Source organism: Neobacillus phoenicis, from assembly GCF_047302305.1.
In the GTDB taxonomy this organism is placed as follows: Bacteria; Bacillota; Bacilli; order Bacillales; family Cytobacillaceae; genus Neobacillus.
Genome location: NZ_CP154847.1, coordinates 4,100,026 through 4,112,877, shown reverse-complemented (window position 1 = coordinate 4,112,877; position 12,852 = coordinate 4,100,026). Strand labels below are relative to the sequence as shown.

General features: G+C 38.3%; 13 protein-coding genes. All 13 read left to right on the top strand.

What is annotated here, in order from left to right:
• Positions 1-118: 118 nt before the first annotated feature.
• The 13 genes from rimP to AA0X95_RS21055 all read left to right on the top strand — a co-directional run bounded on the left by rimP (position 119) and on the right by AA0X95_RS21055 (position 12,662).
• Positions 119-589, top strand: a complete 471-nt coding sequence (gene rimP / locus AA0X95_RS21115; protein WP_413301290.1) for a ribosome maturation factor RimP — start codon at positions 119-121, stop codon at positions 587-589.
• A 36-nt stretch (positions 590-625) separates the two neighbouring features.
• Positions 626-1,750 (top strand): transcription termination factor NusA, encoded by a 1,125-nt coding sequence (gene nusA / locus AA0X95_RS21110; protein WP_413301288.1) that lies wholly within the window; start codon positions 626-628, stop codon positions 1,748-1,750.
• Between the two features lie 17 nt (positions 1,751-1,767).
• A complete protein-coding gene (gene rnpM / locus AA0X95_RS21105) occupies positions 1,768-2,040 on the top strand; it encodes an RNase P modulator RnpM (RefSeq protein WP_308080169.1) in 273 nt (90 codons plus the stop codon).
• An 8-nt stretch (positions 2,041-2,048) separates the two neighbouring features.
• Positions 2,049-2,351, top strand: coding sequence for a YlxQ family RNA-binding protein (locus AA0X95_RS21100; RefSeq protein WP_413301286.1), 303 nt, complete (start codon positions 2,049-2,051; stop codon positions 2,349-2,351).
• A gap of 19 nt (positions 2,352-2,370) precedes the next feature.
• A complete protein-coding gene (infB, locus tag AA0X95_RS21095) occupies positions 2,371-4,689 on the top strand; it encodes a translation initiation factor IF-2 (protein WP_413301284.1) in 2,319 nt (772 codons plus the stop codon).
• A complete protein-coding gene (locus AA0X95_RS21090; RefSeq protein WP_413301282.1) occupies positions 4,686-4,967 on the top strand; it encodes a DUF503 domain-containing protein in 282 nt (93 codons plus the stop codon). The genes infB and AA0X95_RS21090 overlap by 4 nt, the downstream gene beginning before the upstream one ends.
• 17 nt (positions 4,968-4,984) lie before the next feature.
• Positions 4,985-5,359, top strand: coding sequence for a 30S ribosome-binding factor RbfA (gene rbfA / locus AA0X95_RS21085; protein WP_413310146.1), 375 nt, complete (start codon positions 4,985-4,987; stop codon positions 5,357-5,359).
• 89 nt (positions 5,360-5,448) lie between these two features.
• Positions 5,449-6,363: a tRNA pseudouridine(55) synthase TruB gene (gene truB / locus AA0X95_RS21080; RefSeq protein WP_413301280.1), complete on the top strand. Its 915-nt coding sequence runs from the start codon at positions 5,449-5,451 to the stop codon at positions 6,361-6,363.
• Between the two features lie 32 nt (positions 6,364-6,395).
• Positions 6,396-7,352: a bifunctional riboflavin kinase/FAD synthetase gene (gene ribF, locus AA0X95_RS21075; protein WP_413301278.1), complete on the top strand. Its 957-nt coding sequence runs from the start codon at positions 6,396-6,398 to the stop codon at positions 7,350-7,352.
• A gap of 168 nt (positions 7,353-7,520) precedes the next feature.
• Positions 7,521-7,790, top strand: a complete 270-nt coding sequence (rpsO, locus tag AA0X95_RS21070; RefSeq protein WP_024026799.1) for a 30S ribosomal protein S15 — start codon at positions 7,521-7,523, stop codon at positions 7,788-7,790.
• Positions 7,791-7,992: 202 nt separating this feature from the next.
• Entirely contained in the window at positions 7,993-10,110 is a 2,118-nt protein-coding gene (gene pnp / locus AA0X95_RS21065) for a polyribonucleotide nucleotidyltransferase (RefSeq protein WP_413301276.1), read from the top strand.
• A gap of 268 nt (positions 10,111-10,378) precedes the next feature.
• Complete coding sequence (locus AA0X95_RS21060) at positions 10,379-11,326, top strand: polysaccharide deacetylase family protein (protein ID WP_413301274.1); 948 nt, start codon at positions 10,379-10,381, stop codon at positions 11,324-11,326.
• 100 nt (positions 11,327-11,426) lie between these two features.
• Positions 11,427-12,662, top strand: coding sequence for a M16 family metallopeptidase (locus AA0X95_RS21055; RefSeq protein ID WP_413301272.1), 1,236 nt, complete (start codon positions 11,427-11,429; stop codon positions 12,660-12,662).
• Positions 12,663-12,852: the final 190 nt, after the last annotated feature.

Genomic DNA, 12,852 nt, shown 5'->3' with positions numbered 1-12,852 from the left:
CACTTGAAAGTTGTACGTATCTTGGTTTTGTTTACAAATGTTTTTTAGTGTTATTTGATAAAACTTTCCGTGAACTACATAGAATATGGGTGAAATATTTTAGAAAAGGAGGTAAAGCATGAGCAAAGTAACGGAAGTTGTAGAAGAGCTGGCTGCACCAATTTTTCAAGAACTTAGCTTAGAATTAGTGGATATTGAATATGTAAAGGAAGGTAAAAACTGGTATCTTCGCGTATATATCGATAAGGACACAGGAGTTGATATTGAGGATTGTGGTCTGGTTAGTGAGCGACTAAGTGAAAAACTCGATGAATTGGATCCGATTCCCCATAACTACTTTCTTGAAGTATCCTCTCCGGGTGCAGAGCGTCCATTGAAAAAAGAAAAAGATTTTGAAAAGGCTATTGGCAAGAATGTTTTTATAAAAACTTATGAACCAATTGATGGAGAAAAAGGTTTTGAAGGTAAATTACTTGATTTTGATGGTCAACACTTAAAAATTGAAGTGAAAATCAAAACTCGTAAAAAATCGATTGAAATTCCTTATGAAAAAGTGGCAAGTGCAAGACTGGCTGTTGTATTTTCATAAATAAAAAATTGAATAAGAGTAGGGGGATACAAGCAAATGAGCAGCGAATTATTAGATGCTCTTACAATACTGGAAAGAGAGAAAGGTATTTCCAGAGATATACTAATTGATGCAATTGAGGCAGCATTGGTATCAGCATACCGTCGTAATTTCAATCAGGCACAAAATGTCCGCATTGATTTGAATTTACAAAATGGATCCATGCGGGTTTTTGCAAGAAAAGAAGTGGTGGATGAAGTTTTTGATCCACGCCTTGAAATTTCTATTGCAGATGCCCAACACATTAATCCTAATTACCAGGTAGAAGATGTAGTTGAAATGGAAGTAACTCCAAAAGACTTCGGAAGAATCGCTGCACAAACAGCGAAACAAGTGGTAACTCAGCGTGTTAGAGAAGCTGAGAGAGGTATTATTTATTCTGAATTTATTGACCGTGAAGAAGACATCATGACTGGTATCGTTCAAAGACTTGATTCTAAATTTATTTATGTCAGCCTTGGTAAAATTGAAGCACTGTTACCTTTAAATGAACAAATGCCAAATGAACGTTACAAACCTCATGATCGAATCAAAGTTTTTATTACTAAAGTGGAAAAAACCACTAAAGGTCCACAAATTTTTGTTTCAAGAACTCATCCTGGGTTACTGAAACGTCTATTTGAAATTGAAGTTCCTGAAATTTACGACGGTACAGTTGAAATTAAATCTGTTGCTCGTGAAGCAGGAGACCGATCAAAAATCTCCGTTCATTCCGACAATCCTGAGGTTGATCCTGTTGGTTCTTGTGTAGGACCAAAAGGAACAAGGGTGCAAGCGGTAGTTAATGAATTAAAAGGTGAAAAAATTGATATTGTTAAATGGTCTGATGATCCAGTTGTTTTTGTCGCTAATTCTTTAAGCCCTTCAAAAGTGCTAGATGTTATGGTGAACGAAAATGAAAAAGCAACGACAGTTGTGGTACCGGATTATCAACTTTCATTAGCAATCGGTAAACGCGGTCAAAATGCTCGACTGGCAGCAAAATTAACTGGTTGGAAAATTGATATCAAAGCTGAAACGGAAGCACGTGAGCTAGGAATTTACCCACGTGAAGAAACAATCAGACTTTTTGATGATCAAGTGGAAACAGATTTTGATTATGAAGATGATGATTTGGACTAATTAGGAGGTGAATGATCGTGAACACAAGAAAAAAAGTTCCTATGCGCAAATGTGTGGCAACCGGTGAAATGAAGCCGAAAAAAGAACTCGTTCGCATCGTTCGCTCAAAGGAAGGGGATGTAACCATCGATTTAACTGGAAAAAAATCCGGTAGAGGTGCATACCTTTCAAGAGACAAAGAAGCTATCCTATTAGCCAAGAAGAAAAATACTTTAGCTAACCATTTAGAGGTTTCTATAAATGATTCGATATACGAAGAACTACTTGAGCTAATTGAGAAGGAGAACTGACAATCCAAATGAAACAAAATCAATGGATGTCATTGCTTGGCTTGGCCAATCGAGCGCGTAAAATCATATCGGGTGAGGAGCTTGCCTTAAAGGAAATTAGAAACGGTAAAGCAAAGCTCGTTTTATTAGCCGCGGATGCATCTGCAAATACGACTAAAAAAATTACAGATAAGTGTAATTCCTATCATGTTCCATTGAAAATGGTGGATGATCGCCATCTTCTAGGTCAAGCAATTGGCAAGGAAGCCCGCGTTGTTGTAGCTGTTTTGGATGATGGATTTGCAAAGAAACTGGTAACGTTGCTCGATTAAATCTAGCGGGGGTGAAAATATGAGTAAAATCCGTGTTTATGAATACGCAAAAAAACACAATATTTCAAGTAAAGATATTATCACAAAATTAAAAGAAATGAATATAGAGGTTTCTAACCATATGGCAACAATAGAAGATGCAGATGTTAAAAAGCTTGACGCAACATTCAACAAAAAGGAAAGCAATACACAACAAACTAAACAAATGAGTGGCGGTCAGCAACAACGCTCAAATGGACGTCCTGCTCAGCAACAACAACGTCCAAATCAAAGACCGGCACAGTCTGGTCAAAAGCCGCAAGTACAGTCTAAAAATGCACCTAAAGCATTTGAGGAAGCTGCAGATAATTCTCCTACACCTAAAAAGGTAAAAGTGGTATCTCCTCCAAAAGCGGCTGAAGGCAAAAAACAGAACCAAGAATATCAATCAAAAGAAAATAAAGTCTTCAGTAGTGCGGATAAAGCAAAGGCTAAGCCTTATAATAATAATCAAAATCGTAATAATCGTAATAACAACAATAACAAGAAGAAGACTCATACACCAGTTCAGCAAGCACAGCCTCAGAAGAAAAAAGAAAAAGAGCTTCCAGCTAAAATTACTTTTAGCGAGTCTTTAACTGTTGGTGAACTAGCGAAAAAAATCTATCGTGAACCATCAGAAATCATTAAAAAGCTCTTTTTACTTGGTGTAATGGCTACTATTAACCAAGTGCTAGATAAAGATGCTATTGAATTGATTGCTGGGGAATACGGGGTAGAGGTAGAAGAAGAAATTAAGATTGATACAACTGATCTTGAAGTTTACTTTACCGAAGATACAACAGAAGACTTAGTAGAAAGACCCTCTGTTGTAACAATTATGGGTCACGTAGACCATGGTAAAACAACCCTTTTAGATTCCATTCGTAATACAAAGGTAACTGAAGGAGAAGCTGGCGGAATTACCCAGCATATCGGTGCCTATCAAGTAGTTGAAAATGGAAAGAAGATTACTTTCCTTGATACACCGGGACATGCTGCATTTACGACCATGCGTGCTCGTGGGGCGAAAATCACTGATATTACCATTCTTGTGGTAGCAGCGGACGATGGTGTTATGCCGCAAACGGTTGAAGCAATTAACCATGCAAAGGCTGCTGAAGTTCCAATCATTGTAGCTGTAAACAAAATGGATAAAGAAGCTGCTAATGCAGACCGAGTTATGCAGGAATTAACTGAACATGGATTAGTATCTGAAGCATGGGGTGGGGATACTATCTTTGTACCACTTTCTGCAAAAACCGGAGAAGGAATTGACACTCTTCTCGAAATGATTTTACTTGTAAGTGAAGTGGAAGAATATAAAGCCAATCCTAACCGAAAAGCAGTCGGTACGGTTATCGAAGCACAATTAGATAAAGGCCGTGGATCTGTTGCGACATTATTAGTTCAAAACGGTACTTTAAAAATTGGTGATCCGATTGTTGTTGGAAATACATTCGGACGGGTTCGTGCGATGGTGAATGATAAAGGACGACGGGTGAAAGAAGCGGGTCCTTCTACTCCAGTAGAAATTACAGGACTTAATGATGTTCCGCAGGCCGGTGATCGTTTTGTTGTATTTGAAGACGAAAAAACAGCTCGTCAAGTTGGGGAAGCGCGTGCGCAAACTGCACTAGTAGCTCAACGTGGAGAAAAATCCGTTGTTAGTCTTGAAACACTATTTGACCAATTGAAGCAAGGTGAAATGAAGGACTTAAACATCATTCTAAAAGCAGATGTTCAAGGTTCTGCTGAAGCCGTAGCTGCATCATTGCAAAAAATAGATGTAGAAGGCGTAAACATTAAAATTATTCATAGTGGTGCTGGTGCTATTAATGAGTCGGATATTACCCTTGCAGCTGCTTCAAATGCAATTGTCATCGGATTTAACGTTCGTCCAGATGTAAATGCTAAGCGTGCTGCGGAAGCTGAAAAGGTGGATGTTCGTCTGCACCGTATTATTTATAAAGTTATTGAAGAAATCGAAGCAGCCATGAAGGGAATGCTTGACCCTGAATTCCAAGAGAAAATTATTGGTCAAGCTGAAGTTCGTCAGACTTTCAAGGTTTCAAAGGTTGGTACCATTGCTGGGTCGTTTGTTACTGAAGGGAAAATTACCCGTGATAGTGGCATTCGTTTAGTTCGTAACGGAGTTGTCATCTTTGAAGGACAAATTGATGCGTTAAAACGTTTCAAAGATGATGCAAAAGAGGTATCAAAAGGTTACGAATGTGGTGTTACGATTAAAAACTACAATGATGTTAAAGAAGGAGACATCATTGAAGCTTATGTAATGGAAGAGATTGAACGTAAATGATCACCGGTGTTGCCGAATGTGAATGTATCATCTATGATGCTCATTCATTAAAAGAGAAACGAGCCGTTTTGCAGAGAATTCTAACTCGGTTAAAACAGAAATTTAATGTATCCGTTGCAGAGGTTGACTTTCAGGATGTATGGCAAAGAACGAAAATTGCCATTGCGGTTGTTACCTCTAATCGGGTATCTACAGAGATGGAGTTGCAAAACGCATTAAAATTAATTGACTCGTTTCCTGAGATAGAACGAACAATCACCGAGATTGATTGGCTTTAAATTAAGAGGTGAATATGATGAGCCACAGAGCAAATCGTGTTGGAGAGCAAATGAAAAAAGAACTTAGTGACATCATCGGCCGTAAAATAAAAGATCCTCGGATCGGCTTTGTTACAGTTACTGATGTTCAAGTTACAGGAGATTTGCAACAAGCAAAAGTATTTATTTCTGTGTTAGGTGATGACGAGCAAAAGGAGAATACATTAAAAGGCTTAGCGAAAGCAAAAGGTTTTATCAGAACTGAAATTGGCCACCGTATTCGCCTTCGTAAGACACCTGAAATTATTTTTGAGTGGGATGAATCATTCGACTATGGTAATCGAATTAATACCCTTCTCCATCAATTGCATACGGATGATGACAAACCGATGGAAAAGAATGACGAAGAATAAATTCAAAAATAAGCAGAAATTAACAGTAAAATGGATAGACAATCGTCTATCCATTTTTTTCGAATATTACTGAGATCGGAGTGAATAAGGTGGAAGGAATATTACCATTATTCAAACCAGCAGGGCTAACTTCCCATGATTGTGTTTTTAAGTTAAGAAAAATATTAAAAACAAAAAAAGTGGGACATACTGGAACACTTGACCCGGATGTAACGGGGGTTCTCCCTATTTGTATTGGAAAAGCAACAAAGGTTGCCGAGTATATTACGGACGCTGGAAAAGCATACGAAGGTGAAGTTACTATTGGTTTCTCTACCACGACGGAAGATGCATCTGGTGAAGTGGTTGAAAAGAAAGATGTTGATCGAACCATTCTACGAGAAGAAATTCAAAAGGTCCTTGATTCATTGACGGGAGAAATTGAACAAACCCCACCGATGTTTTCAGCCGTAAAGGTTGGAGGGGTTCGTCTGTACGAATATGCTCGGAAAGGCATTGAAGTTGAACGCCCTTCTAGGATGGTAACGATCTATTCAATTGAACTACTGGATGATCGGACAGAATTTTCAGGTGAAACAATACGTTTCCGTTTTAGAGTTAGTTGCAGTAAAGGGACATATATTCGCACGTTAGCAGTCATGATTGGTGAAAGATTAGGGTACCCTGCACACATGTCCAAACTAATAAGAATCCAGTCGGCAGCCTTCACATTGGAGGATTGTCTGGCCTTTGAGGATGTAGAAAAGCTGATGGAAACTGGAGAAATTTCTACTGTTTTGCGACCATTAGAGACTGCACTTTCTTATTTGCCGAAATTACAGATTAATGATAAAGTAGCAGAGAAAGTGAAAAATGGTGCGGTATTACCAATACCTGAACACTTAAAAACAACTAACGGACCGATTATCGCTGAAACAGCAGATGGACTGGCTCTCGCCATTTACGCAAAACATCCAAGCAAGCCAGACCTGCTTAAACCAGTAAAAGTATTGCGAAATGAATAATAAGGTTTCGGTATAGAAAAGGTGAGTTTCAATTGGAAGTCAAAAGGCTTAATTTTCCACATAAAATAGATAGAAACGATTTTCCGCCTTTAGCGATGGCCTTGGGCTATTTTGATGGTGTTCATAGGGGGCATCAACAAGTAATCCTAGAAGCAAAAAGACAAGCAGAAGAGCAGGGGCTTCAAAGTGCAGTAATGACTTTTGACCCTCATCCCTCTGTTGTATTGGGTAAGAGCAAAAAGCACGTACAATATATTACGCCCTTATCAGATAAAATAAAGATTATTGAAGAGTTAGGCATAGACTATTTATTTATTGTACATTTTACATCAGAGTTTGCTAATTTACTTCCTCAGGAGTTCATTGACCAATATGTGATAGGGCTGAATGTGAAGCATGTAGTGGCTGGCTTTGATTATTCTTATGGGCGGATGGGAAAAGGAACGATGGAAACCCTGCCATTCCATTCTAGAGATCAATTATCCTACTCCGTTGTTCCAAAGTTAGATCATGGTGAGGAAAAGGTCAGTTCTACAAGAATTCGTCACTTGCTAAATGAAGCGAAAGTAAATGAACTTCCTGGACTGCTTGGCAGATATTACATGACAACAGGCATTGTTATTCATGGCGACAAGCGAGGGAGAACGATAGGTTTCCCAACAGCAAATATTGACCTGAATGAAGAGTATATAATCCCTCCGTTGGGTGTATACGCAGTAAAAATGAAGGTGAAGGGTCATTGGTATAATGGCGTTTGTAATGTTGGCTATAAGCCAACATTTAATAAAGAAGCGTTAAAACTAACTGTTGAAGTTCACTTATTTGAATTTGAACAGGAAATTTATGGAGAAGAAGTAGTCGTCGAATGGCATCTGTACTTGCGTAAAGAACAGAAGTTCTCTGGAATTGAAGAATTAGTTAGTCAAATAGAAAAAGATAAGCAAAAGGCAATAGAATATTTTGAAAAGAATCGACAATCTTCCTGCTAAAGCCGCTTTTATCAAAGTTTTTCTTACATTAAAATAAGGTTTCGACTTGCTTTTTGACGTAAAAAGATGTATTCTTAAATACGTATTAAAAACAACCTTTGCTTGGCAAGTCGAGTCACCGACGCTTGCTCGGTAACAGGGGATAGAAAAACTAGGAGGTGAACCTGGATGGCAATCACTCAAGAACGTAAAAATGAACTTATCAATGAGTACAAAACTCATGAGAGCGACACTGGATCTGCAGAAGTTCAAATCGCTGTCCTTACTGAATCAATCAATAACTTGAACGAGCACTTACGTACTCACAAGAAAGATCACCACTCACGTCGCGGTCTTTTGAAAATGGTTGGTAAACGTCGTAATCTTTTAACATTCCTACGTAACAAAGACGTTCAACGTTACCGTGTGTTAATCAATAAGCTTGGTCTACGTCGTTAGTTTACAGAAGCGGGATTTATCCCGCTTTTTTATTAGGCTAAAAAGGCATAATTAGAGAAGTAAAGAAATTTTTATACATAATTTTAAGTCAAGACTTTTATGTGCATACTAATACTAATTTGAAATTGATAACATAAGCATTTATGGCTTTTTTTATATTAGCAAGATTAAGAAAGTGATTTAGATAGAGAGGGGTACAAATATGGAACAAACGAAACATGAATATTCTATGGATTGGGCAGGCCGTAAATTAACCGTGGAAATTGGACAGTTAGCTAAACAGGCTAATGGTGCGGTAATGGTCCGCTATGGAGATACAGCTGTATTAAGTACAGCAACTGCTTCGAAAGAACCAAAAAATCTCGATTTCTTTCCATTAACAGTAAACTATGAAGAACGTTTATATGCAGTTGGTAAGATCCCAGGTGGATTTATTAAACGTGAAGGACGTCCAAGTGAAAAAGCAATACTTGCGAGCCGTCTCATCGATAGACCAATCCGTCCACTTTTTGCTGATGGCTTCCGGAACGATGTGCAGGTAATCAGTATTGTCATGAGCGTAGATCAAGACTGTTCTTCCGAAATGGCGGCAATGTTTGGGTCATCTTTAGCATTAAGTACTTCAGATATTCCGTTTGAAGGTCCAATTGCTGGTGTGATTGTAGGCCGAGTAAATAATGAGTTTGTCATCAATCCAACGGTTGAACAAGCTGAAAAAAGTGATATTCACTTAACAGTTGCTGGCACGAAGGATGCTATCAACATGGTTGAGGCAGGTGCACTTGAAGTGCCTGAGGAAACAATGCTTGAAGCAATTATGTTTGGTCATGACCATATTAAACAATTAATTGAATTCCAAGAAAAGATTGTTGCAGAAATTGGTAAGCCAAAAAGAGAAATTAATCTTTATGAAATTGATAAAGAGCTTGAAGCAGAAGTTAGAGAAATTTGTGAAGCTGACATGGTTAAAGCTATTCAAGTTCAAGAAAAGCATGCCCGTGAAGATGCAATTAAAGAAGTAAAAAATCACGTGATTGCTAAATACGAGGAACAAGAAGCAACAGATGAAGATTTAAAACAAGTGAAGCAAATCTTGGACAAGATCGTTAAAGGCGAAGTACGCCGCCTAATTACAGTAGAAAAAGTACGTCCAGACGGTCGTAAAATCGATGAAATCCGTCCATTGTCATCACAGGTAAGTATTTTACCTCGTACTCACGGTTCAGGATTGTTTACACGTGGACAAACTCAAGCTTTAAGTATTTGTACACTTGGAGCAATGGGTGACGTACAGATTCTCGATGGTTTAGGAATTGAGGAAGAAAAACGCTTTATGCACCATTATAACTTCCCTTCCTTTAGTGTTGGGGAAACAGGTCCAATTCGTGGACCGGGTCGACGTGAAATTGGACATGGTGCACTAGGTGAACGTGCTCTCGAGCCTATTATTCCGTCTGAAAAAGATTTCCCTTATACAATCCGCCTTGTATCTGAAGTGCTTGAATCTAATGGTTCTACCTCTCAGGCAAGTATTTGTGCTAGTACTTTAGCGATGATGGATGCTGGTGTACCTATTAAAGCGCCTGTAGCAGGAATCGCAATGGGTCTTGTCAAATCAGGTGAGTATTATACCGTACTTTCTGACATTCAAGGGATGGAAGATCACCTTGGAGATATGGATTTTAAAGTAGCCGGTACCGCTAAAGGAGTAACCGCACTTCAAATGGATATTAAGATTGAAGGTCTTTCTCGCGATATTTTAGAGGAAGCATTGCAACAAGCAAAAGTAGGAAGAATGCACATCTTGGATTCGATGTTAGCTACCATTACAGAGCCAAGAGCAGAGCTTTCCCAGTTTGCACCTAAGATTTTAACGATGACTATCAATCCGGATAAGATTCGTGATGTGATTGGGCCAAGTGGTAAACAAATCAATAAGATTATTGAAGAAACTGGTGTTAAGATCGATATCGAGCAGGATGGAACGGTATTTATTGCTTCGACCGATCAAGTAATGAATCAAAAAGCGAAAAAAATCATCGAAGATATCGTTAGAGAGGTTCAAGTTGGTGAAATGTACCTTGGTAAGGTTAAGCGAATTGAAAAATTCGGAGCCTTCGTTGAAATCTTTGCAGGAAAAGATGGTCTTGTCCATATTTCCGAACTTGCTGAAGAGCGTGTAGGAAAAGTGGAGGATGTTGTTAAAATCGGTGATGAGCTTTTAGTTAAAGTAACCGAAATTGACAAACAAGGCAGAGTCAACTTGTCTCGAAAAGCCGTGTTAAAAGAGCAGCGGGAAAAGGCTGAGAATAAAGAATAATAAATAATGAAACTCAGGCTAAATCAAGGCTGTGATCAATTTATATGAGTCAGGGGCTACCCTGACTCTTTTTTTTACAGGAATTGTTGTTTGAATCTAGCTCCAGCGCCTAGCCCCTCGGGTCAAATAACCTTCGGCAATAAAAGTCAAAAGGCGGACTTTTCTCGCCGAAGAACATTTGCCTGTCGGGGCTGAACAAGGCGCTTCCGCCTTTTAAGTTCTACCTTGTCCCTCCTATACATAATCTTTATGGAAGGGGGAAAGGTAAATGAAAAAGGTCAGCATATTTTTAGTTATTTGTTTGAGTGCATGGATCTCCGTTAATAATCCATTTGTGAACAAATATGTATCCTCTTTAAGGGATTCGGCTCTTCCGACAGTGAAGCAGTCAGATTCTCTATATCAGAGTATTATTAAAAATGCTTCTACATATGAAATACCACCTTCCGATGCTAAGGTTGACAGGGTTTGGAAGGCTATTCCAGGATATAATGGCCTAAAGGTAGATATTGGCGCTTCATATAAAAACATGAAAAGTAAAGGCGTCTTTGATGAAAAGAAATTAGAATTTGTCCAAGTTAAACCGAAGATTCATCTAAAGGATTTACCACCAACCCCAATTTATAAAGGGCATCCAGACAAACCTATGGTATCTTTTATTATTAATGTGGCTTGGGGAAATGAATATTTACCTGAAATGCTCGCCACATTAAAAAGACACAATGTATCCGCTAGTTTTTTCCTTGAAGGAAATTGGGTTAAAAAGAATCCCGATGTTGCCAAAATGATTGTAAGTGCTGGGCATGAAGTAGGTAATCATTCCTATTCTCATCCAGACATGAAAAAACTTACTGCAGCTCAGACGAGGGATCAAATAATAAAGACAAACAACATTATTGAAGCGGCTACAGGGGAAAAACCAGTTTGGTTTGCGCCTCCAAGTGGCAGCTATCGGGAAGAGACGATAAAAGTAGCAGATGAACTGAATATGTTAACCGTAATGTGGACAGTTGATACGGTTGATTGGCAAAAACCATCACCTGATGTCTTAATAAATCGAGTGATGTCTAAAATTGATAAAGGCTCCATGGTTCTCATGCATCCAACAGAATCAACTGCAAAGTCACTTGACAGGCTCATTTCTCTTATCGAGCAAAAGGATTTAGAGATTGGTACGGTCTCAGAGTTAATGAGCGAGGCGAGAATAATAAAATAATTTGTGAGAATCTATCAGAAAATTGGAGAAAATATCTATAAAAACGTATAATAAATAATTGGAGTAGTAGCATCTGCTGTTTAAAGACAGGAGGAAGTCGATGATTAATAAGTACACTTGCCAAAACGGAGTAAGAATTGTATTAGAAAACATACCAACTGTAAGGTCTGTCGCAATTGGTGTGTGGATTGGAACCGGTTCAAGAAATGAAGATCCACAAACAAATGGGATTTCCCATTTCCTAGAGCACATGTTTTTTAAAGGAACATCAACACGTTCAGCAAAGGAAATTGCCGAATCCTTTGACAGCATTGGCGGTCAAGTTAACGCTTTTACATCTAAGGAGTATACCTGCTATTATGCAAAGGTACTGGATACACATTCAAAGTTTGCATTAGATGTTTTAGCTGACATGTTCTTTAATTCTACTTTTGTGGAAGAAGAATTGAAAAAAGAGAAAAATGTAGTACTTGAAGAAATTAAAATGTATGAAGATACACCGGATGATATTGTACATGATTTACTAAGCAGAGCTGTTTATGAAAACCACCCACTTGGTTATCCGATTCTAGGGACAGAGGAAACATTGAATACATTTACAGGAGATTCCCTAAAGGAGTACATCCATGAAAGATATACACCTGAAAATGTGGTCATTTCAATAGCTGGAAATGTATCAGAGTCCTTTATTAAAGAGGTTGAAAATTATTTTGGTGCTTACCAGGGTGGGTCAAAGGAAACACCTGAAAATCTTCCTACTTTCCATGCAAACCGCTTGTCACGCAAGAAGGAAACGGAACAGGCTCATTTATGTATTGGATTTGAAGGATTGAAGGTTGGTCATGAGGATATCTATAGCTTAATTACTTTAAACAATATTTTGGGCGGTAGTATGAGTTCCAGACTATTTCAAGAAGTTCGTGAGCAAAGAGGCTTGGCGTACTCAGTATTCTCCTATCATTCTGCTTATCAGGATAGTGGTGTAGTAACTGTTTATGGAGGAACAGGCGCGAAGCAACTCGATGTTTTATTTGAAACCATACAGGAAACCCTTGATAAATTAAAACAAACTGGGATAACTGAAAAGGAATTGACCAATAGTAAAGAGCAACTGAAAGGCAGTTTGATGTTAAGTTTGGAAAGTACGAACAGTCGAATGAGTCGTAATGGTAAAAATGAATTACTGTTAAAACGCCACCGTTCACTTGATGAAATTATTGAACAAATCGATCAAGTGACTAAAAATAGTGTGGATGAAATGGCAAGAACTATTTTTTCGGATAAATATTCCGTTACATTAATAAGTCCTAATGGTGAATTTCCCTCTAAATTATAATCACTAAAACAGTTCGAGTTTTCGAACTGTTTTTTTGGTTGTCGAAAAACTATCGATAGCCTTTTATTTTATTTATTCGCTTTAGTTATCAAACGAGCTAATTAGTCGCGTAAATAGAATATGCTTTTTAACAGGTCTGTTGATTGGAGCTCCAGGCGCTTCGCTTTCCGCGGGCGTGCCGGGGAGCCTA

Bases quoted from the DNA above. Each gene is read 5' to 3' on its own strand.
- rimP (WP_413301290.1), top strand. From the start codon at position 119: ATGAGCAAAGTAACGGAAGTTGTAGAAGAGCTGGCTGCACCAATTTTT.
- nusA (WP_413301288.1), top strand. From the start codon at position 626: ATGAGCAGCGAATTATTAGATGCTCTTACAATACTGGAAAGAGAGAAA.
- AA0X95_RS21100 (WP_413301286.1), top strand. From the start codon at position 2,049: ATGAAACAAAATCAATGGATGTCATTGCTTGGCTTGGCCAATCGAGCG.
- infB (WP_413301284.1), top strand. From the start codon at position 2,371: ATGAGTAAAATCCGTGTTTATGAATACGCAAAAAAACACAATATTTCA.
- AA0X95_RS21090 (WP_413301282.1), top strand. From the start codon at position 4,686: ATGATCACCGGTGTTGCCGAATGTGAATGTATCATCTATGATGCTCAT.
- rbfA (WP_413310146.1), top strand. From the start codon at position 4,985: ATGAGCCACAGAGCAAATCGTGTTGGAGAGCAAATGAAAAAAGAACTT.
- rpsO (WP_024026799.1), top strand. From the start codon at position 7,521: ATGGCAATCACTCAAGAACGTAAAAATGAACTTATCAATGAGTACAAA.
- pnp (WP_413301276.1), top strand. From the start codon at position 7,993: ATGGAACAAACGAAACATGAATATTCTATGGATTGGGCAGGCCGTAAA.
- AA0X95_RS21060 (WP_413301274.1), top strand. From the start codon at position 10,379: ATGAAAAAGGTCAGCATATTTTTAGTTATTTGTTTGAGTGCATGGATC.
- AA0X95_RS21055 (WP_413301272.1), top strand. From the start codon at position 11,427: ATGATTAATAAGTACACTTGCCAAAACGGAGTAAGAATTGTATTAGAA.